The sequence below is a fragment of the Roseobacter fucihabitans genome, assembly GCF_014337925.2.
Lineage (GTDB): Bacteria > Pseudomonadota > Alphaproteobacteria > Rhodobacterales > Rhodobacteraceae > Roseobacter > Roseobacter fucihabitans.
Genome location: NZ_CP143425.1, coordinates 62190 through 83366 on the forward strand (window position 1 = coordinate 62190; position 21177 = coordinate 83366).

The following is a 21177-nucleotide window of genomic DNA, read 5'->3' on the forward strand; positions in this document are numbered from 1 at the left end:
CGCAATTTCTGTAGCTGCAGTTTATCAGGTCGATGATGCGCCTTCCAAGAGCTTTGTGCGGAAGACTTCTGCAGGCGTCTGATACCCCAGACATTTGCGGGGCGTTGCGTTCAGGCGATCGCAAATCGACCTCAAATATCGATTTGTGAACGCCGTGGGATCGGACTTACGGGGCAGGTATCGGCGCAGGCGGTTGTTGGTATTCTCAACGGTGCCTTTCTGCCACGGAGCTTGGGGATCGCAGAACCAAGACTTGGTGCCCATTCCAGTCTTCAGCTCGCGCCAGGACGTGAACTCGAACCCACGGTCGAAGGTGATGCTGCGACGGGCATCTGCGGGCAGGGGTGACATCTCATTGATCAGCTTGTTCATCAGGGGCCGCGACTTGCGATCATTGTTGCGCAGCAGCACGGTGTAGCGGGTCTTCCGTTCGATCAACGTCGCGACATTGGCGTTGCCTTGTGCGCGCTCAAAGATCATCAAATCACCTTCCCAGTTGCCAAACTGGCTACGGTCATTGATCTCTTCTGGACGGTTGTGGATGCTTGTTTCCAAGGGGAAAACCTCACCACGCACCTTGCGAGCATAGCGGGGTTTACGCTTCTTCTGACGCGCTGGCAGATAACGGCCAAGCTCTTGAGACTGGCCGCTCTTTGAATACACATACTGATAGATCGTCTCGTGGCAGATTTGATGTGGCGCGCGCGGTTCGATCTTGAGCCGACCTGCGATCTGTTCCGGCGACCAACCGTCTTTCAGCTTGCCAATCACCTCATTGCGCAGGTCCTCATGCTGCTCCAATTTGCGGCTGTGTGTGAGTTCCATTCTGATTGCATCGGTTTACTTGGATAGCGTATCTCATCGTCGCTCCAACTTCATCAGTTCATCTCTGAAGGCCTCAGCAGGCGTCCGATACCCCAAACATTTGCGCGGTGTCGCGTTCAGTCGGTCGCAAATCGACTTCATATATCGATTTGGGAGCGACAGCAGAGCAGTGTCCCGTGGCAGGTAACGGCGCACCCGTTTGTTCATGTTCTCGACAGAGCCTTTCTGCCACGGCGCTTGCGGATCGCAGAACCAAGATTTGGTGCCCATGCCTTTGTGCAATTCCCGCCAGGATGTGAACTCAAAGCCGCGATCAAACGTGATGCTGCGGCGCGCATTTGCGGGCAGGGGTGACATCTCGTTGATCATTTTATTCATAAGAGGTCGCGACTTGCGGTCGTTGTTCCTGAGCAGCAGGGTGTAGCGAGTCTTTCGCTCGATCAACGTGGCGATATTGGCGTTGCCTTGCGCGCGTTCAAAGATCATCAAATCGCCCTCCCAGTTGCCGAATTGGCTGCGGTCATTGATCTCATCGGGTCGGTTATGAATGCTTGTTTCTAACGGAAACACACGGTCACGGGCTTTGCGAGCGTAGCGTGGTTTACGCTTTCTTTGTCGCTCAGGCAGATACCGGCCCAGTTCCTGAGACTGGCCGCTTTCAGAATAGACGTATTGATAGATGGTCTCGTGGCAAATCCGGTATGGCGCGCGTGGTTCAATCCTCAGCCGCCCAGCAATCTGTTCAGGGGACCAGCCAGTCTTCAACTTGCCGATCACTTCATTGCGCAGGTCCTCATATTGCTCCAATTTGCGGCGCTTAAGATGGCGCTGGTCCGCGAGCGTCTGCGCAGTCACATGCCAATACCCATCGGCTTGAGGAATCTCATCATCATGCCACCAGTTGCGCTTAATCTCTCGATGGATCGTTGAACGATCACGGCCAAGCACCTCAGCGATCTTCGTCTTCGTGGCTTTCGCCTGAAGCATCGTCGCCAAGATTCGGCGTTCATCTAGGCTCAATTTGCGGTAGGGTCGTCTCATCACATCCTCCTGATCTGCATCAGAAATTTATCCAGTGATGCAAACCAAAATGGAATGTGCCGTGAGCGAAGCCAAAAAACCGATAATCAGGGTTATGTTAATTAAGTCAATACTACTGGCCTTACTTCGATAGCGATTTGACGTCTGCACATCAATCATTCGTACACGACATCCTTACGTGCCTCGGATTTCCACCTTGGTACCAACGACCCCGTGTTCCACTCATAGAGCCAACCGACCAGTTCGCCAGTCTCTCTATCAAAGATGCGTTTAACGGCCCGTGCATGAACTCGCTTGGGTTCGGCACCGGGTAAGTGCGAGCTGTCTGCACGGATGCGCGCTCTTCTCCGGACAATGATTGGGCCGGTCGATACCATCGTCGTTTTGACAATAGTTGCCACTGCCATCTCCCTCGATTGATACGTCCACTTGAGCAGAAGTTCGCACGTGAGTTTGCGCGCCTGGGCGGTAGTCCGCTTCGCCTTTGAGTTGTTCTTAAAAAGCTCGAAAGCGCACGATAGAATGCGCAAAGTAACGCAGGAAAGCGCAAAAGAGGCGCGTAAATCGTTGATAAAAAATGGTAAGTTTTTTGTCGCACCGCAGCATGACCAAGGTACCTTTAAGCAGGTTTTTGCTCGTTTGGCGGCGTCTGGCGCGGGACGGCCAGTAGATCCGAATGGTTTCCCGGACGGACCGTGGACACCTGAAAAACTCACAGATGCCATTACTGCTATTGAAGAGAACGTCAAAGGTGTCGAACTTCGTGCGGTCCAGACGTGGTTTCAGGACAACGACAATGGGATCAGTGATGATAATATTCGCTGGCTCGCTCGGATCTTTGGATGTGACGACCCCGAAGAAGTAAGCAAATGGCAGGCGGAGCTTAAGGCATCAAAGGATCGCCTAACCAGCCAACGACGTGAGAAAAAGCGTTTGAACGGTTTTTCCGCGGTTTTAGAAACCGAACCATTGCGCATCGCCATGCCACAGGTGTCGGAGCCGTCAAATTTTGTCGTCAGCACGAGTGCTGCAATCCCAACCGATGACGGCCATCGCAGAGCGAAATCCCTCCCTGAAAAGTGCGAATGGATGCTTAGCGGCTCAGGATCAATGAACCTGTTGATCGCATATTGGCTGGTTTTCTGTGGATTGGGTTTGCTCAATTATGTACTGAACACGTTGAGTGTCACATACAGCCCCGTCGGTGGACTGGACAAACAAGTCGGCTTTATTTGGGCACCAACACTCACTGTGCTGCCTCTGGTCGCCCTGCCTGCGTTCATTTTCTACGTGAGCGATTTGAACACTTACTGGAAGCGTGTCGGCCGGTTCAAATGCACAGCGGACGATGTGATTTCAATCAATTCCGAGAGCAACGAAGCATGGTACGCCAAAGTCAACGATTTCTCTTTCTCTTTCTGGGCAATTGCTTCGTTCTGCTTCCTATTCGTTTTCGGGTTCCAGTGGGCTGGTATCTACATGCCTGCTTATCTTTCCGGCGACACCAATGGCGTCCAGATTGATAGATACCTGGTCGCACTGGTGCGTCCCGAAGTCATTTCCGTAGGAGAGGCCATGGCTTTGTCATTCATTGGCTATCTCTACACGGCGTCGTATATCGCGATCTTCATGTTGGGATTGCTGTTCTTGGTAATTATCGTCCTAGATTACTATGATCTCTGCACGACCGCAGACCTTGAAGGAAGCACTGCGGATACGAACCAAATCCGAAAAGAAGGGCAAAAGATCGTATGGGGCGGTTTCCGCATAGCTGTTTTTGCGCTGTGGCTTGCATCGCTGGTCAAGCTACAAATCACCTATCTGTCCTCCGACAGTCCAGACTTCGTGAATTGGGTGCGTACCGATGCGCTGAGTGTTTTTGATGGGACGAGCACTCGCAACGGGTGGTTGGAAAACACCTCTATTAGCCATTTCACCACATTCCTTATGATGGTGGTTACAGTGACAATCTTCGTTGTTTGTGCGCTAAAAATTCAGACTGTCTTTGAGCGTCTGTCTGTCTATGATCATGATTACCCTTTTTCCCGTGACCAGCTTGCAATCGTGAAGATGCTTGCCGTCATTGGGCTGCTATCCTTCAACTTGGTACTTGTGGGACGGTTTACCGGATTCTCTCTTCTCGTTGCGGTCAGTACCTTGGCGTCGCTGTACGTACTATCTGGCCCCAGATTGCGAACATTTTAGGTGAGTAATGGAACAAGCAAAATTCTATAGTGATATCGCAGAAGGACCTGCATCGGGCAACGCCTACTGGATCGAAACCGACGATGGTGTTCGCCTTCGAGTTGGGGCTTACCAGTCCGAGGTCAAGGCCAAGGGCACGATCCTGCTGATGCTTGGCAGGTTTGGGTATGTCGAGAGATACGGGCGGGTCGCGAAAACCTTCGCAGAGAATGGTTTTTCAACCGCGATCATAGACTGGCGTAGCCAGGGGTTGTCCGACCGAATGGCGTCTGATCCACAAGCCGGACACATTGAGAGTTTTTCTGACTATCAAAAAGATGTAGCGGCGTTGCTCAAAGCCGCTGAAGAACTAGAATTGCCAAAGCCGTATTTCTTGGTCGGCGTGTCTATGGGTGCCTGTATCGGTTTTCGCGCAATGCTTGACGGACTTCCTGTTGCAGCATCGGCTTTCATTTCTCCTATGTTCGGCATCAAGATGTCCACAATTCAGCGCATCGCCGCTTGGCCTCTTTCGTGGGCATTCCAAAAATTGGGAATTGGCCAGAATTACGTACCCGGGGAAAGTGGCGAGATTTATATCTTGGAAACGCCCTTCGAAAACAACAATCTCACGCACAATAATGCAATGTACGAATATTGGGTCAAGCAAGCCCAGGCTGCGCCTGAGCTTCAGATTGGCGGACCAACAATGTCATGGCTTTATGAAGCGCTCGCAGAATGCCGGAGGCTTTCAACAGTTCCCTCCCCCAACATCCCATGCATCACGTTTTGCGGCGAACTCGATCAGCTCGTAGATAACGCTTCGATCAAGCGCCGCGTGGCGAAATGGCCAAATGCTGAGTTTTCTATGATACGAAATGCTAAGCATGACGTGTTGACCGAGATCCCCGAGGTGGGCGGCGACGTGATGACGCAGATTTTCGATTTCTTTGCAAAAGCGAGTGCTGAAGCAATGCCGTAGTGGCCAAGGCGGGTCTGCTGCCATTTTCCGGAACGCGCATCAAAGCTCGAACAGCGCGACTTAGCTGCCGCCCGTGGCAGCTTTCCGAACATCTGCTCCCTCGAAGTCCGCGATTTGATCGGCAATGCTGAGTGAGCCATAGACATACCGAGCACGCTAAACTTGAAGTTCGCTCTGCGCTTTCGAAAAATTCATGGTGCATCATTCGCCGAGTTGCTAGGTTTTAGTGATCCAACGATCTAGTTTGAAAGAAAAAATGCCGCCGTCGCCAGAAATTGATCTTAGTGCTCCTGGCCTAGCCTTCACTTCATTGCTGAGATTGGTAAAGCCTTCGAAGATTCGAAGTTTTCTTGCCGATGAGATGGTAGAGATATTAGATGGGCTTGAGCCAGGATTTAGCAGTTCAAGTAAGCTGACAGGACTCGCAATCGACACGCTTGACCCGGCCGAGGTGCTGTTGGATGCTGCAAGCCGGTCAATTGCAATATCATTGATGCCGCTAAAGAAAGCACGTGAACTGTGCATCAAGCTTGGTGGCATACCGGGTAGGGATCCATTTGAAGAGGCCTCCACATTAGCTTCAAAAGAAAAGAACATTCCTGCCCTGCTCTCTTTCTTTGGCGTCGTGGACGATCCGACCGCACCTGCCGCACAATTGCCAGGGACCGACACCGCCTTTGTTGGATATGGCCTTTTTGAACACCAACGAAGAGCTGCAAAGCAAACTGAACTGGTGCTTTCCGAGCCTCCTCACAGGGGTGTCCTGCATATGCCGACCGGTGCTGGAAAAACTCGGACCGGCATGCATCTTCTGGCGTCCCATTTGAGGCAATTTGAGCCGACGCTCGTTATTTGGTTAGCACAGAGTATCGAGTTACTTGATCAAGCAGCCGACGAATTCCAAAAGAGCTGGAGTCAGCTCGGCAACAGACAAGTTGAACTGTATCGTTTCTGGGGAAACAAGAAGGTTGATTTTGCGGAGGCAAGGGATGGGCTAGTCGTCGCCGGTCTCAGTAAAATGGCAGCGCTCGAAAAGCGAGCAGTGAACGAGTTCTTGCAATTGGCCGATCGAGCCTCCTTGATCGTCATAGACGAAGCTCACCAAGCGATTGCCCCGACCTACCGTTCAGTGCTTACGGGACTCGCCACGAAACGCCCATCTACCCGACTGCTCGGTCTGACAGCAACCCCGGGACGGACTTGGGCTGATCTTGAACGCGACGAAGAGCTTTCAAGCTTTTTTTGTGGTCAAAAAGTCATGCTAGAAGTCGAAGGCCACCCAGACCCTGTCACTTATCTCATGGATGAAGGTTATCTCGCCCGGCCAGCTTTTCATAACTTGAACATAAATGCTGGCTTGGATTTATCTGAAGAAGACTTTGCTGACTTGTCAGCTGCGATCGACGTGCCCGGAAAGATGCTTGAGCGGTTGGGCAAGAGTACGCAAAGAAACCTTAAGATCATTGCCACATGCGAAGAACTTGTCACTCGCCACAGCCGAGTGATTGTATTTGCCCCCTCAGTGGCAAACGCTCGAATGCTAGCCGCAATAATGCTGGCCAGAGGTACTGAAGCGCTTGTTGTGACGGGTGAATCCGCGCCTTCTCATCGTGAACAGGCTATTCGACGCTTCAAGAGCCAGGCACCACATCCTATAGTGATGTTCAACTATGGAGTGCTCACAACCGGCTTTGATGCTCCAAAAACGAGCGCAGCTGTTATTGCGCGTCCAACCAAGTCTTTGGTTCTCTACAGTCAAATGGTTGGCCGAGCGACACGTGGTAAGAAGGCTGGAGGCAACGAGAAGTCGGAGATTGTTACGGTGACCGACACGGATATGCAGGGCTTCGGTGACGTGGCCGAAGCGTTTTGTAACTGGGAAGATGTTTGGAATGAACAAAGTGATTGAGCAAAAAGAAATCGAAGACGACGCCGGCTTCATTATCCCGCCTGACCTTGCGGTGAAAGCAATGCGTGACAGCGGATACCGCAATACAGCTTATGCACTTGCCGAACTGATAGACAATTCCATTCAGGCCGAGGCTTCTGAAGTCGAACTCGTCTGTGTGGAAAAATACGAACAGGTCAACTCTCATCAGCGCCTTCGCCTTCAGGAAATCGGAACGATCGACAACGGTAAGGGTATGTCGGCCGAAACGCTTTCGATCGCTCTGCAATTTGGCAACGGGACCCATCTAGAAGACCGAGCGGGCATTGGTCGGTTTGGAATGGGCCTTCCGAATTCGTCCATTTCTCAATGCCGAAGACTTGATGTTTGGACTTGGACAAACGGACCTGACAATGCCATCCACTCCTACCTTGATGTAGGCGAAATCCAAGGCCGAACGCTAAAGAAAGTTCCACCCCCTACCCCATCGCCGGTTCCAGAAAAATGGCGTAAAAGGTCTGAAATTCTGAAAACGTCCGGGACGCTCGTTGTGTGGTCCGATTTTGAGGAGTACCGTCTGACTTGGCGTGGTGGGGAAGCGACACTGAGGAACACCGAAGCCATTATTGGCCGAATGTATCGGAAGTTCATCAATGACGGTCGAGTGACTATCCATCTCGTGCGAGTGGAGGATGAAGGGTCAAACCAGCGCCGGCATGCCGTCGTTAACGATCCCCTCTATTTGATGCCAAACTCCTCGACACCAGACCCATTTGACAAAGAACCAATGTTTCAGCGGTGGGGTGAGAGCGATGAGGAATTCTCCATCGACTATGGAGGAAAGAAACATAAGGTCTTTGTTCGGTTCAGTTGGGCCAAACCCGAGACAGTGCCATCTGATGGCCTGAATCGTGGTGCGAAACCTTACGGTAAGCACGCGATGAAAAACCTTGGACTATCCATTGTGCGCGAGGGTCGCGAGCTGGACCTCGATACTTCATGGACCAATAGTTACGATCCTACCGAACGCTGGTGGGGTGCAGAAGTGGAGTTTCCTGCGTCACTTGACGAAATTTTCGGTGTCACCAACAACAAGCAAAGCGCGACCATCTTCTCTCAACTTGCGCAATATGATTGGACCACCGACGCCGAAGATGGTGAGAGTAGATCTTCCTTCATCGAAAGATCGGTTGCCGATGGTGATCCGCGCGCATTGCTCATCGAGATTGTTGAACACATTCGCGAACAGATTACTCAATTGCGAAAGCGCACCGAACAACAAACGAAGGGAACACGTGGGACTGGTGGTCGGAAAAGACACGAGGAGCCTGGCGTTGAAGACATGGTGACATCGAAATTCCGCCAACGCGCGGAAGAAGGCCATGAAACACCCACAGATTCCGAGGAGTTCGATGACGAAGATCGCGACTCCTATGAGGATGACCTTAAGACGGACAAACATTATCCTGATGACGTTGCGAAGAGCATCGCTGATGCGATTCTCACTCGGAACCGTAAGGTCGCTTTCTTGGAAAAAGCGATGGAAGGCTATGCATTCTTCAATGTCGAGAGCGTCCAAGGGGGGATCACAAATATCGTGTTCAATTCCAACCACCCATTCTTCGACCAACTTGTGAAGGCATTAAATCCTGATACGGAAGATGACACTGAAAAGGAGCTTTTGGATCGCGTCCATATGGCGTCAGATACGCTTCGCACAGTTTTTTCGGCTTGGGCGCGGTACGAGCTTGAAGAAATCCGCCACAAGCAACGACTGGCGGACATGCGACAGGAGTGGGGAAAAATGACCAGGTTCTTTCTCGAAGATGGTGAGGAAGACTGATGAACCCCAAGATATTGGGGACCGACCTCGAAAACCTCATTTCCACGGCACAGCATCACGTGGTCTTCGTCGCGCCATTCATCAAAAAGGATGCCTTGCGCAGAGCTTTGGCGGCAATTCCTGAAGGCGTGCAAAAGATTGATTGCGTCACGCGTTGGCGTCCGGAAGATATCGTCGACGGAGTGTGTGACTTGGAAATCTATGACGTCATCGAGGGTACAAGTCGGGCTCGTCTTTGGAGACAAACGGACCTTCACGCTAAGTACTTTCGGAGTGATAAACGTTGCCTCGTAGGGTCGGCAAACCTCACGGGCAAAGCGCTGGGATGGCGTCTCCCAAGCAATCTTGAGCTTCTTGTTGAACTCGAAAGCGGCTTTCCAGGACTAAGGGAGTGGGAGAACAACCTCTTCGAGGAAAGCACCGTTGTTACCCCGGAGCTTCGTGATGATATAGCCAAGAAAGTGGAAGAACTCAAAGTAGAACGGCCGCCACGGCGGTCAGTTGATGTAGAAACCGACGCTGACCCAGATAACAAATGGATGCCCATGTGTCCGAGCCCCGAAAAACTGTTTGGTGTTTACTCTGGCACGATCGATGCGGGTAAAATGGTGCAGTCAGCATATGATCTGGCGTGTCGAGATCTGGTGACGCTTGGCCCCCCTTCCGGGTTCACGGAGGCTTCCTTCAAATCCTTTGTTGGCAAGCGATTGAAGAACCTGGATGTGATTGGAAAAGTCAATGCGGCCAGCGAATTGGGTCTGACCGATACGCAAGCAGCGCTGATGCTCTTTGATTACATTGATCCATTATTCGAGATCGATGCTGGCGACGTTTGGAAGATTTTGAAACGCTGGATGATGTACTTCTACCCTGAAGACTTTCGAGTTGAAGTTGGGCAGGAAGTTTTGGTCAAGAGCCGCCAGATCAATTTCAAATAACTTGATCTGGCAGTTCTGCGTCTTCGTCGCCTAGACTCGTTCGGTATCTGGCAAGAAGTACCGGATCAGAGTATTTTGACTCCCCAACCATATAGAGAAGTACTTCGCGGAGAGTGACCATGTTGCTGCCAACAATCCGTTTGGATGATGGGTCCCACATTAGACCCAGAAAGGGAGGTTCGGACAGCGTCGTTGGGAGCGAAGCTGCAAGTTCGACCGCATCCCGAAGTTCATATTCATGGGATAGTTTTGCTATTATTTCGGTAAGAACGGCTAAGCCTAGCGGTCTGTATAGTGCGTTTCCACCGTGGTTCCCTCGATGCTTCTTAACAGCGTTCTTTGGAACACTGGCATCGAAAAATTCTTGTAGCGCGGGAAAATTCTCGCCTAACAGCTCAAAGTATTCAATTGCCAACTCATAGTACTCGTTGAGGGACTTGTCGCTAGGACGCCGAACTTGAAGTTCAGCTTTGCGCTTCTTTAGTTCGGTGTCGAACTTCGTAAATAGGTTCAACAAAGTATCGTACAGGTTACCAATCGTTGTGAGACTCGTAAAATTTGTAGCTGGCAAGTTGTTTGAAGCAACGAATGCGATTTTATCTTCGCCAAAGAAGCTTGATTCCTCAATCAATCGACGAACGGTGATGGCCATAATATCATCTTCGTCCAAGGCTATGATATCGCCTTTCGAAACTGGCTTCGCGGTCTTGTTCAGAGTTGTAAAGAGACGCCTAGTGCGTTGGAGTCCTTCTGGAGACTTTTTGTGCGCAACAAAGATCACGGATAAATCGTCGGGAGGATCTTGGTCAAGCCCGTCTTGAACGGCCTTTTTGATACCAGCCAAACGATGTTGGCCGTCGATAGCAAACAACTTTTCTTTCCCAGATAACGAAAGGAATCCAACTGAATTGATGGTCTCTTCAGTCATATGTTCAACGAAATCCGCGCTTGAATTGCTGTTTAGGCTATCTATAGGGTTCCAATTTGGCTGTCCCCCGTACGTAGCAACAACCAACGAATTGAAAAAACGCTCGTCTTGGTTCCGCAAATAGCTAGAAATCTGATCAATCCGACCTTTGTTGAGATCACGCTGAATCATCTGAGACAATTTCTCAATCTTGTGGATATCCTTCGCAAATGAAATGCGTCCTGCTATTTGATCGATACTCACGAGACATGTGTAATAAATCCAATCGCCCATGATCCCCCGAAGAGCGGGAAGCACCAATTCAGTCGGTTTGGTCATAGGAATGCATCCCTTTGTTGCTTAATATCGGCTTCCAAATCACCTTTGGACATGGGTGGGAGCAGAGCGCTGTTGATTTCTTTTTCAAGTTGTTCCAGTTCATCCGAAGAGACCTCTTCACCAACAGGTGCAAAGTAGAACCGCAATAAAGTATGCCATTCTCCAAATAGCCGCCTGACACGTGGAGATCGCTTCGCCAACTTTCTCACGTTTAGATAATCTCGGTATCTCGCGCGAAGTGACCGGTCCGATTGGCGCCCCGCGATACCGATGTACATCACATAGCAATGCTCTGGGAGTACGTGGCTTTCTTGGCAAATACAGAAAGCATATATTCCTCTTCGATCGTCTGGAACATTATCAATTTGCTCGGTGCCATAGGGGATTGAATCCCAATTCAAGTTGTCTAAGCAAAACGGGTCTTTCGACATAAGGTCAGGAGAGAGCACGAACTTGACTTCATACCGAGCTATTGTAACTGCAGCCTCCGCTGCAAAATCCGTCAAATCGCCAAGGTTCGCTACCATCGTCAACTTTGCTCAAATCAATTTTCAGTTCAACACAGACACGTGGGGTGGATTACTTATGACAGATTACACATGAGTTGCTCTCATCCGCACCATATATTTCATCTAGGGTAGGTTCGCTCCGCCCAGACAACGGGTTTGGACGAAGCGCCTTTAGAGCGCGGGCTCGCCGCTTTTCGTAGTCTGCCTTTATGGCTGCGATGCGTTCGGGCTGTGCGAGTTCATCAAGACTCTCACTGTCGCTCCAAGTAAACGGCGATCCGTGCTCTTCCGCGGTCTTCTCGTACGCCCGCGCTTCTGCGAAGGCTTCAGGGTGTTCTTGCATCAAGCGCACCCACTCAATCTTCTGCTGGAAAAAGCAAAATGTGCAGCCAGATCTTGAGCGCCAACGATAGTATTCAGGTTCCCCAATGTCAGTATCTTTCAGAAGGTCGATCACCCCAGCCTTGTCGATGCCGGCCTCACGCAGAGGAAAGTGGACCTTCATATTGGTGTGTGGCGATTTATAACCTGATCTGTTTGGTTCATCAGCACGAATGGCGACGTAGGAATGCACGTCCACCCCGTTTTCAAGGTCATCCTTCAACCATTGGTTCAAAGGTCTGAGCTTGAGCTGCCTAGTGCACCATCTGGTTTTTGCGGAAGGAAGAAAGTTACCATATTCAGCCAGCCAAAAGTCGAAATCGCGATCAGGGTTAAGCCGGTCTATTGGCTTTCCCAGAAAACCTTCAAGGCGGTTCAGGAAGTCATAAACCTCTGGAAGCTCTTTCCCGGTATCGGTGAAGAAGTATTCCATATCGATGGCGGGATGGTTTTGGCGCATATAGACGGCCAAAGCCGCGCTGTCGCGCCCTCCCGAAATTCCCAAAATGTGACGTTCTCTGTTCATGCTTCAACCTGATCAATATCATCTGTCAGCGCGGCAACGGCGCGCGCCAGAGCTGCCAACTTCAGTTCGTGGTTAAGGTTACCCTTTTTGAGGTCTCCAACGATGGACCTTGCAAGCGCACTTGCTGTTGCTTTCTCGCTCTCGCTTAACTCGAAGCTCTGCAGGATGGGGGGCTGGTTTGGATCAACGCCAACGATCAAGGCAATCGCTTCGGTGTTCGACTTTCGGGCCCGCATCATTGCTACGGCTTCAGCTTGTCGGAACCTTCGGCCTAGTTGCGCAACTTCTGACAAGGCCCCTTCGCGATTTCGGTCAGACCAATCCCTCATTGGTTTTGGCTGCAGTGTTCCTGCAAGGGCTTCAATAGTGCCCTGCCCCGCCTCGATTTCTCCTAAACGCATCGCAAAGGCCTCAAACTTTAGATCGGAGCTCAAGCCCTCTACCGATTGCGCTCGCTCCTTGGCACCTTCGAAGGTATCCGGAGCTACGCCAATGGCCTTGGCGATCGCAGCACGCAGCTCTGATCTCAACGATTGAAATGCAGCTTCGCATTCATCAATCGCAAAGACGATTTTTTCCACCAAATCACCTTTGATGTTCAGGTTGGGTAGCGCGTCAAAGAGCATGGCTTCTGGATCATCGGCGCGGCGAATGACATCTCGTATCCGACAAGTATCCTTGGAAAGCCGCGTGGTACGTATTGCATAGTCAGTCAATGCCTCAATACGTTGGAACGCGGCACTTGCCACAGACAATGCCGAGGGATCAGCAGCGTTTATGCGTTCGGCCAGTCGCGACAAGAATGCAAGTTGCTGATCTGATCTACTCGCTTTTTTTAAGGTCACAGATTCGGGGTCTTGCAGCATTCTATCGACAAATACGTCGTCTAGCTCAGCTACAAAGCGACTATCTTGATAAACGGCATAGCTATCCCGCTTACTCAACATAAATGCCAATGCAAGTATCGGCATTACGCCGAGTTTCATCCCAAACGGCGCCGATTTCCAACTACTGTAGACTGAGGCCAACGACTGTTCTTTGGCTTTGTTCAGAATTTTCCAGGCAGGTTTGAGGGACTGCCCCACTTCGCCATTGCTCGGACTGTGAAAACCGTATGTTCCGTTTGTCTCTCGGTGAAGACCTGCGGGCACCAATGTTGTGAGATAAAGCCCAAACGCTGCTGGGAATCCTTCGAAACCCAGATTTTTCTCATGCTTGTTTTCAACCATGGCATGGCACAGTGCACGTAGCGCTGCCGCCGCACTAGATGATGGTCTGTCTTTTTGAAGTAGTTCGCTGTGGATGATTGGGCAGGAAAGAAAGGCGCGATCCGCCAGGCTTGACGCCGCAGCTGAAAGTGAGGTGCCAAGCTCAAATCCTGCTTCAGCGCCCGCTACCGTCCACCTTGCATCTTGCAGCATACCTTGGAGATACACTGACGACCTGTTGCGCAGTGTCGCTTCGCGCGCACGGATTGCGCGGCGGGCAATTCTGTCGCCCGCAATCTGTGGCATTTGCGTTTGCACTAGCTTCAAGGCAGCCAAGTCACTTGCGTCCTCGACTAAGCGCCTACCCTGCCCTGCCAGTGAAACCGCCGCGATCAAACCGCTTTGTTTCAAGACCGACTGCAGTTCCTCCATCATTCTTTGAATATCAGGTGCGTCAGCGCGGTTTGGTGCGACCACAAGAACCATGACGCCACTTCCTGCGGCGGCCTTTCGCGTAACCGACTTGAGGAATTCTTTTTGGTCAAACGTCTCATTAAGACATTCTAAATGAAGAGCGAAGTTTCGTAGCACCCCGACGTCAAAATAGTGACGCTTGGCAACAACATGGTCCAAGCCTGCAGCCGCCGCGACATGTGTAAGATCTGACGACGTCGCACGTTTGCCATACCGTTCCAGGGCCGCATCCAAATCGAAGTCGCTTCCAGCAAATAGCGCATACCCGCCTGTGCGAGATTGTCGAAGAAACACCCCCCATTCACAAAGGTTGTCCAGCGCTTCCGAAAACGCCTTCTCAGGCACGGCTGGAACTGCAACTCGGAAGGTTTCATCATCGACAGAGAGTCCCGTCCCATTTTTGAATATTTCGATCAAAGCTGCAGATTTTGCCAAAGAAACGTGAAGTTTGCTTCCGAGCGCCTCAGCCTTTTCTATGGCTTCCAAGGCTAGGCTCATTTGCGGGCCCAATGCACCTGACGCCAGCGCTAGACCGAAGTTGGTCTGCAAATAGTCCCACAGCTGGAGTGGGTTAAACGTCTCGCTAGATTGGGCTGGGGTAGCAGCTAGGAACTCACGAAACCCCCCGGGCTCTTCAGATGCCAAGAACCCAAAAATGCTGCGTTCGTTTTGTCCAAAACTCCGACGGGTTATTCCCCCTAAAAGCAGGGCACATATAGGATTGAGTGGCCAAGCTTGGGTGAGTGCCGCCGTCAGTTCTTCCTCGTCCGTCGGCCTTTTCTTGGCCACTAATTCTGCCAGTTTTTTAGAGTTTCGCGCCGCTGATGCCGGCTGTTTTTCCGCTTCTATCGCCCGCCCAAGAAGGCGAACCGTCTCATCACTTGCCGACAGAAACGATAGGTCTTGGTAGCGCCCTTGGATTTTCGCCCACTCTTGACGTGCGCTCGCCGCCATTTTGTCCGCGTAGGCTTCAAACGACTGATGCAGAATGCCAATAACGATAAGTCGCCCGTCACTTCGCGCACTGATTTCTGCGATGTCCTGAAGTAGATGAGCATCATGATCATTGTCCGCCGCCGCTTCCAGGAACTTGCCCAGTTCGTCTAGAATCAGGAGAATCCCAGTAGATGCCGCAGCGTTTCGAAGTTCATCTAAAAGCGCCTCGTCACTCGATTCTGCTTTCTTGCTTCTCTGCGCGCTCCACCCCAATCCAACCGCCAAAGTTTTTGACACCGCGAAACGTAGGCTTGAACGGCTGCCAGTCACTGGAATGACGGTCCAAGGCCCCCGATCTAGCGAGAAAGCGCCATCAATAGCCTTAGATAAGTTTCGGCCTGCGATTTTGCGGGCAAGTTTTTTTCCATCTTCTGTTCCGGCTACCAGATTTCCTAAAAGCAGCGCCGTACTCGACTTCCCACCGCCATATGGGCCAGTCCACGTAAATGCATTCTGGCTTCCCGCAGCGATCGCGGTTGCCATGGCTGCTAGCGACTTCTCTGTGCTGGCTTGAAGAACATAACCCTCCAAAGGGGGTGTCCCGGACAAGTCCATGTCAATTCGGGCACTCCGGATAAAGCGGCCACTCAGGTGCACAATGTCGGCAAGCGTTTCATCAACCATAACTATGCCGCCGCGTCGACGCTGAGGTGCCGATCAAATGCTCGCTTCAGAAGGTCAGCGTTGTCGAGTTCCCCAATGCGTTGGATTTGGCGTAGGCCAGCGGTGTCGGTCCATTCCATTGCACCAGAGGTAGTCTGAGAGATCCGCATCAGACGTGCAACGACGCTGTCTTCATCCATTTTGAACACACGGCCGGGACTGCCAGCGTCGTAACATACCGCTTCAGCAGAGAGAGTCGCTCGCTTTGGATGCGCGCGCTGCCAATATGCGTCCAGCGCATATGCAAACAGAGCGTCGTGAATTGTCGGTTTCGGTCCAACCACAAACTCGTGCCAACCACCTGAGGACGCTTCCTGCACAAGGGCCAATTCAGCAAGAAGTGGCTCCGCCGCATCATCGCTCGCGCCAGACGGTCGATTGGAATAGCTACGCAAAAAGACTGTGACGTCATTTTGTATGGTTTTTTGAGCGCCGCGCCATCCTTTGTGGTCAATGATCTGTTCCAACGATTGCACTAAATCGGATGCGCGGAACTCATGAGCGATTATGCCGTTGAAACAATAGTAAAAAGTCGTCGTGAACTCTGGCGTTGATGCGAGATTCCAATGCAGCAACCAGAGTGAGCTCGCGTGCTCCAGATAAGGATCGAGCCCTGCTTCTCCGAACAAAGCCTCACCAAATTCCGATGGCTTCAGGGTCTTTTCATCAAGCAAGATAACACCGGCAGCTTGCGCCCAAAACCGCATCGAAACAGCCATATTTCGACCAACACCGAAACGCGAAATGGCCTCATCGTCCTTAAAGACGCTCAAGGGCGCGCCGCCATTCACCGCATCGTAAGCCTTACGCAGCCACAAGATGCGCAACGGAAAGGTTTCATGTCCAGCAAACTGCGGTTTGCCGCTCCAATTTTCAAATACATCAGCCATAACGCAATTCTATAAGCAACTGCTACTGGTGACAAGCACCAGTAGCGGCTAATTGCTTCTCAATTGCCGCCGAAATCCTTCTGACCGCAGTGTCAATGTCGTCGATTGAAAGCCACCATCCAACACCCACACGCAGAAAGCGGTCCTGATCCTCTACGGGGATGTGCAGGGCCGACAGTACAGGCGACGCTTGAAGCTGACCGGAGTGGCAGGCTGAGGCATTCGAGATGCATAGATCCGCACCCACTGACGAGATCAGGTCAGACGTTGATCCTTTTTCAAACACGAAGGCGCCACCACCCGGCACCGATAAGTTTTTTGAGGAAATGCGATGCACTTTGACATTCACTTGACGAAGACCGCGCTCAAAACGGGACAGCAGTTCGTTGCTGTGGTTTTGCTCGTCTGACATTGAACTTTTACAAATCGCAGCCGCCTTACCCATTGAGGCAATTAACCCTGCAGGATGCGTGCCGCTTAGACTTTCTGTAATGGGCAATAAACTCGTAAGCTCGACAGGTTTCGGTGCATGAGAGCCCACGTAGAGGGCGCCGACACCTTGTGGACCACCAAACTTGTGCGCCGAGAGACTCAAATAGTCGACGTCCAAATCGAACACATCGATCGCGATTTTGCCGACCGCTTGCGCCGCATCCGTATGCATCAAAGCGCCGACATCATGTGCAATTTTCGATATCTTTTCAATCGGTTGAATTTGTCCCGTCAGATTGTTCGCCATCATTATGCTGACCAATATCGTCCGCTCGTCTACAACCTTCGCCAAGTGCTCAAGGTCTATTGAGCCGTCCGCGTCAACTGGGCATTCGGCTATTTCAAATCCCTTCTCTCTGAGGAGCTCTATGGGACGACCTATCGCGTCATGTTCGATCATGGATACAACGATTTTATTGCGCGACGTTGATTGAGATGTGACTGCTTTTGCCACGCCGAGTAAGGCCAAGGCGTTGGCCTCCGTAGCTCCAGAGGTCACAATAAGCTCTGACGCATTGGCTCCTATGAGCTCCGCAGTCTCGCGTTTTCCGGTTTCAAGAAATTTGCTGGCTTGCCAGCCAGCCACATGATTTGAATTCGAGTTGCCTGGCAAACTCAACGCTTCGATCATAGTGTCTCTTGCTTCGGGTCTAATCGGCCAGCTTGAGAAACCATCAAGGTAGATCATATGTGTTGAAGCTTTCATCTGGCACGCCTCAAGGCGCGGCTTTCGAAATTTGAGGGCTAGAGTCCCCTGCCCAGACAAAGAGCCAGGTATCGCCTTGTCTGATGTTTTGAACCATATGAGGCCGCAACGCGACCAAACACTGCCCTTCATCGTGCCTTACGGATGGGTAGAGCAGCCCATTCCCACCAGAACCAAGGACGTCGCGCGCGAGTGTTTGGCCAACCGGATAAGCCACAGACGGATCCGGATTCAACGCATTGCTGCCAGCATGCCCATTTAGAGTGTGAAATCTGCTGGTGAACCCAGCGATCAATTCGCGGTATGAAGTCGTGTTTTCAAACACTCCCGTTGCCTCAAGCTCGCGCGTAAGGTGCCAAGACACCTCAGCCTTGGCGGTCTCAAGTGCAGTTTCGCCATGTGAAGCATACCAAGCCCCCCGATCTGGGCCGTTAAACCGATTGCCGGTCGTCCGCGTGTAACAGAACGCGGCATTCACGTAAGTCCAGCCGTAGCCGTCAGCCTCGGTAAGGAGTTCGGCTGGGTTTAGGCCACCTGGAATTGGTAGGCTCAGCGAGAGCCGCGCAGATGTTAACCCTTCAATCTCTTCAAGGATCGCGAGGTCGTCTTCATCTTCCGCCAAGGGCGCCATCGCCGGCTCATCAATATAAGCCGTGGGAATGAGTCGGACAGTTGCCGGGTCTGTGAATTCTAATTCCTCAAGGTCGGCAGCTCGGATCACATTCCTCCCCTCAACGCATCAATATGTTGACGCACTTTCATCATTGCGGGGATGCCACCTTCTGACATCACCTGCACTGGAGTTTTGCCGTTGAAACCAGCTCCGTTATTTGCTGCTTTTGGCCAGCCATAGGTCAAAGGGCCATTAAACAGAAGCCGAAGACCCTTGTAGAGCCCGATAAGCAGGCTTGCCCTTGTGACCTTGTCTTGATCGAGCATCCCCTTGTAGGTGCCGACTTTCATCCGACCCCAAGTTGCGCTCGGAACATCGAACAATGCGGCGGCCTCGGCATTTGACAGCCCCCACGCGTCAGCTGCACGAACGACGGCCTTTACGATCGCAGCGATCTTGTCTCCTTCTGCAACAGGTTGCACGACTGCCTGTTCGGGCGCGTAGTGGACAGGATTTAGCATGATGAATCTCCATATGATCGCAACTTACCTATCATATGATGCACAAAAGTCAAGGTTATTTGATGAGCCAAGCCCATAGTCGGCGCTTTGCACACATCTAAATAACTCAATAGCATCTTGGTCTATCTCGTTTTAATGACCGATCTCTACTAATTGGCCGATCTGAATGAGACAAGCGCCTGCCAACCCAAGCTACGATGACAAGAAATTAGCTTACTTTTTGTGCTCATGAAATATGCAACACCTCGACAGCCTTGTTTTTGGGGTCATAGGACGTTGTTGCAAATATCATGCTTTTCGATCCAAGGACCTGAACCAGCCGATCGAACTTTGCGCGGTGAATGACGGTAACGAGCCCGATCCTAACCGGAGGCCTTAGCATGGGAGTCCGCTCGGTCCGACGTCAGCCCTAAAGAGGAAAAATACCTCGGGAGAGTGCTTCGTGGGCAATGAACTGCTGGCTGGCGGTGCAAAAAGATTTGCCAAAACTGTATTATTTTGCCAAAACAGCAGTATTGTATCAGTGTTCCAATGCACGCACCCTTGGAGGCCACATGCTGAAAGCACTCAGAAACTCCGCCTTGACCATGGCAACGCTAACAGCCGTTGCTATGTCCGCTGGACCGCAGCGTGCCGAGGCCCAAACCTATCAAATCGACTGTGCGATCCTTCTCTGCCTTTCCGGAGGCTGGCCCGCGTCCGTACCTTGCGCCCGCGCCCGGGCTGAATTCATCCGCCGCATCACCCCCTGGCCTGTTGAACCGCCGTTGCAGATCTGGCGTTGTCCAATGGGCGCGGCTTACACGGTCGACCCTAAGACGCTGACTGCCGATCGCATCTACGAAATTCTTCTAGAGTTGGACGACAGTACGCCTCAGCAATCATTTCCGCTCAACCCTGATGGCATTTATGACGCCAGTGCGCCAGCGGCGATGGCAGGCGCACCACCTTATACGTTTCCCGCTCCATTCCCCCCACTCACGGACGCAATGGAGCCGCAACCCGCAGTTCTGCGCATCATCGGCGGCGATGCGGCACCTTTGCCGCAGGGGTTCGCCCTGCAGTATGTGCAGGATCGCGCTGACATCGACATCAGTGGTGCAGAGTTCAACTTCGTGCGCTCAATCCGTGTCTTCGACGCGCGGAACGTCCGCCAGCATGAATCCGGTCGGGACGGTGACTGCAACCGCAGCGCCACAATCTACTTGGGCACCTATGGCACCCAAGGGGATTTTTTTTGGCGCAGGGCAAATATCGGTGCGTTGCCCGAAGCGCATGTCGGCACCGAGCGTTACGGAGACACCTGCCCCAGCATTTTCCACCGCTCCGTTTTCGTCGAATGGCGTGATTATGAAGGCAATTACGGCTACGAGCAGGTGAGCTACTAGATGTGGTGGCACTGATCCGCGACAAAACCGCATTTACGACAGGCACCTATAGAGAGTATGCCTGTTGTACAAAATAAGAATCGAAAGGGGGCAGCGAGCGAGCAGCTACAAAAGCAAACCCCCGCAAGGCGGCAACCATGCGGGGGGTTTGATAAGACCTAGGGACGGCAATCCCGAAAAAGGCTCAACTGTTAAGCGCGGTTTTATCACCCAAGACATCAATACGGCAAGCAAAAAACGCACTTGTGCGATCCCTGCTTTTGTATCTTGGCCTAACTCTTGATGAAACCACAAGAATTAGCCCCAGACGCAAGACCTGGACAAACCTCTCCAAGAGAGGTCGAGGTGTTGTATGCTGAAGATGATGAAACAGATTCGAAAGGAGGTTCGAGACGTCCAGAAAAGCAAAACCCCCGCAAGGCGGTGGCCTAAACGGGGGGGCTCAAGAACCAAGAAGCGCCAACTTCTCGATCAGCTGTACTGTTGATCCGGTTCTACCACCCCCCAGCCCATTTGATCAAGAAAAAACGCATTTGTGCGAACAGAGGAAGTGCATCTTGGCTTGGACCATCACACGAGAGTTGGACCAGCCCTGGGTGCAAACCCATCAACCCCGGCAGTACTTTTGCCGACAAATGACAGGAGAAACTGAACCCTAGAAAAGCAAAACCCCGCAAGGCGGTGAACCTTCCGGGGGAGCTGTGCATCAGAGCGCCAACTCTGAGATCTCGTAGAACAGGATCAGCATAGCACCTCCAGAATCATACAGGCAAGAAAAAACGCATTTGTGCGAACACAGAGTTTTTGCCTGTCGCCGCCTTGTCCAACGAGCAGAGACAAGGACAGTATAATGAGAACAGAAC

Annotated in this window: 15 protein-coding genes and 1 pseudogene; 6 read left to right on the forward strand and 10 right to left on the reverse strand. The window is 51.8% G+C overall.

All coding sequences use genetic code 11. The annotated features are described in order from the left end of the window. Window positions 1-24: 24 nt before the first annotated feature. Window positions 25-807, reverse strand: a pseudogene (locus tag ROLI_RS23005) (IS30 family transposase); the annotation flags it as partial. Window positions 808-858: 51 nt separating this feature from the next. Next, window positions 859-1866, reverse strand: a complete 1008-nt coding sequence (locus ROLI_RS23010; RefSeq protein WP_187430187.1) for an IS30 family transposase — start codon at window positions 1864-1866, stop codon at window positions 859-861. A gap of 447 nt (window positions 1867-2313) precedes the next feature. Here ROLI_RS23010 and ROLI_RS23015 point away from each other — a divergent pair, with 447 nt between their 5' ends. The 5 genes from ROLI_RS23015 to ROLI_RS23035 all read left to right on the forward strand — a co-directional run bounded on the left by ROLI_RS23015 (window position 2314) and on the right by ROLI_RS23035 (window position 9701). Beyond that, a complete protein-coding gene (locus ROLI_RS23015; protein ID WP_187430186.1) occupies window positions 2314-4071 on the forward strand; it encodes an RcgA family putative transporter in 1758 nt (585 codons plus the stop codon). 7 nt (window positions 4072-4078) lie between these two features. Further along, a complete protein-coding gene (locus ROLI_RS23020) occupies window positions 4079-5032 on the forward strand; it encodes an alpha/beta fold hydrolase (protein ID WP_187430185.1) in 954 nt (317 codons plus the stop codon). 244 nt (window positions 5033-5276) lie between these two features. Further along, window positions 5277-6941 carry a DEAD/DEAH box helicase gene (locus tag ROLI_RS23025; protein WP_187430184.1) on the forward strand — a complete coding sequence of 555 codons (1665 nt, stop codon included), beginning with the start codon at window positions 5277-5279 and terminating at the stop codon, window positions 6939-6941. Then, window positions 6925-8763 (forward strand): ATP-binding protein, encoded by a 1839-nt coding sequence (locus tag ROLI_RS23030; RefSeq protein ID WP_187430183.1) that lies wholly within the window; start codon window positions 6925-6927, stop codon window positions 8761-8763. The genes ROLI_RS23025 and ROLI_RS23030 overlap by 17 nt, the downstream gene beginning before the upstream one ends. Further along, window positions 8763-9701: a phospholipase D family protein gene (locus tag ROLI_RS23035; protein ID WP_187430182.1), complete on the forward strand. Its 939-nt coding sequence runs from the start codon at window positions 8763-8765 to the stop codon at window positions 9699-9701. Before ROLI_RS23030 ends, ROLI_RS23035 begins: the two co-directional genes overlap by 1 nt. On the opposite strand, the gene ROLI_RS23040 is transcribed toward ROLI_RS23035, so the two are convergent. Genes ROLI_RS23040 through ROLI_RS23075 form a run of 8 tightly spaced genes read right to left on the reverse strand, consistent with a single transcriptional unit; the run spans window position 9694 to window position 18926 of the window. Further along, window positions 9694-10947, reverse strand: a complete 1254-nt coding sequence (locus tag ROLI_RS23040) for a DGQHR domain-containing protein (RefSeq protein WP_187430181.1) — start codon at window positions 10945-10947, stop codon at window positions 9694-9696. The genes ROLI_RS23035 and ROLI_RS23040 overlap by 8 nt on opposite strands. Beyond that, entirely contained in the window at window positions 10944-11474 is a 531-nt protein-coding gene (locus ROLI_RS23045) for a hypothetical protein (RefSeq protein WP_187430180.1), read from the reverse strand. Before ROLI_RS23045 ends, ROLI_RS23040 begins: the two co-directional genes overlap by 4 nt. A gap of 52 nt (window positions 11475-11526) precedes the next feature. Then, complete coding sequence (locus ROLI_RS23050) at window positions 11527-12363, reverse strand: phosphoadenosine phosphosulfate reductase family protein (protein WP_187430179.1); 837 nt, start codon at window positions 12361-12363, stop codon at window positions 11527-11529. Beyond that, on the reverse strand, window positions 12360-15665 hold the full coding sequence (locus ROLI_RS23055; protein ID WP_187430178.1) for an ATP-binding protein: 3306 nt from the start codon (window positions 15663-15665) through the stop codon (window positions 12360-12362). Before ROLI_RS23055 ends, ROLI_RS23050 begins: the two co-directional genes overlap by 4 nt. A gap of 2 nt (window positions 15666-15667) precedes the next feature. Continuing rightward, window positions 15668-16594 carry a DUF4007 family protein gene (locus ROLI_RS23060; protein ID WP_187430177.1) on the reverse strand — a complete coding sequence of 309 codons (927 nt, stop codon included), beginning with the start codon at window positions 16592-16594 and terminating at the stop codon, window positions 15668-15670. Window positions 16595-16616: 22 nt separating this feature from the next. Next, window positions 16617-17792: a cysteine desulfurase family protein gene (locus ROLI_RS23065; protein WP_187430176.1), complete on the reverse strand. Its 1176-nt coding sequence runs from the start codon at window positions 17790-17792 to the stop codon at window positions 16617-16619. A 10-nt stretch (window positions 17793-17802) separates the two neighbouring features. Next, entirely contained in the window at window positions 17803-18513 is a 711-nt protein-coding gene (locus tag ROLI_RS23070; protein ID WP_222869518.1) for an RES family NAD+ phosphorylase, read from the reverse strand. Next, window positions 18510-18926: an antitoxin Xre-like helix-turn-helix domain-containing protein gene (locus ROLI_RS23075; protein ID WP_187430175.1), complete on the reverse strand. Its 417-nt coding sequence runs from the start codon at window positions 18924-18926 to the stop codon at window positions 18510-18512. Before ROLI_RS23075 ends, ROLI_RS23070 begins: the two co-directional genes overlap by 4 nt. 587 nt (window positions 18927-19513) lie before the next feature. On the opposite strand from ROLI_RS23075, the gene ROLI_RS23080 reads away from it, so the two are divergent. After that, window positions 19514-20314, forward strand: coding sequence for a hypothetical protein (locus tag ROLI_RS23080; RefSeq protein ID WP_187430210.1), 801 nt, complete (start codon window positions 19514-19516; stop codon window positions 20312-20314). The last annotated feature ends 863 nt before the right edge of the window (window positions 20315-21177 follow it).

What these genes read in the sequence shown, in the direction of transcription:
- ROLI_RS23055 (WP_187430178.1), bottom strand. Translation starts at nt 15,665, where the DNA reads ATGGTTGATGAAACGCTTGCCGACATTGTGCACCTGAGTGGCCGCTTT.
- ROLI_RS23065 (WP_187430176.1), bottom strand. Translation starts at nt 17,792, where the DNA reads ATGAAAGCTTCAACACATATGATCTACCTTGATGGTTTCTCAAGCTGG.
- ROLI_RS23035 (WP_187430182.1), top strand. Translation starts at nt 8,763, where the DNA reads ATGAACCCCAAGATATTGGGGACCGACCTCGAAAACCTCATTTCCACG.
- ROLI_RS23010 (WP_187430187.1), bottom strand. Translation starts at nt 1,866, where the DNA reads ATGAGACGACCCTACCGCAAATTGAGCCTAGATGAACGCCGAATCTTG.
- ROLI_RS23020 (WP_187430185.1), top strand. Translation starts at nt 4,079, where the DNA reads ATGGAACAAGCAAAATTCTATAGTGATATCGCAGAAGGACCTGCATCG.
- ROLI_RS23045 (WP_187430180.1), bottom strand. Translation starts at nt 11,474, where the DNA reads ATGGTAGCGAACCTTGGCGATTTGACGGATTTTGCAGCGGAGGCTGCA.
- ROLI_RS23080 (WP_187430210.1), top strand. Translation starts at nt 19,514, where the DNA reads ATGGCAACGCTAACAGCCGTTGCTATGTCCGCTGGACCGCAGCGTGCC.
- ROLI_RS23060 (WP_187430177.1), bottom strand. Translation starts at nt 16,594, where the DNA reads ATGGCTGATGTATTTGAAAATTGGAGCGGCAAACCGCAGTTTGCTGGA.
- ROLI_RS23075 (WP_187430175.1), bottom strand. Translation starts at nt 18,926, where the DNA reads ATGCTAAATCCTGTCCACTACGCGCCCGAACAGGCAGTCGTGCAACCT.
- ROLI_RS23030 (WP_187430183.1), top strand. Translation starts at nt 6,925, where the DNA reads ATGAACAAAGTGATTGAGCAAAAAGAAATCGAAGACGACGCCGGCTTC.
- ROLI_RS23040 (WP_187430181.1), bottom strand. Translation starts at nt 10,947, where the DNA reads ATGACCAAACCGACTGAATTGGTGCTTCCCGCTCTTCGGGGGATCATG.
- ROLI_RS23050 (WP_187430179.1), bottom strand. Translation starts at nt 12,363, where the DNA reads ATGAACAGAGAACGTCACATTTTGGGAATTTCGGGAGGGCGCGACAGC.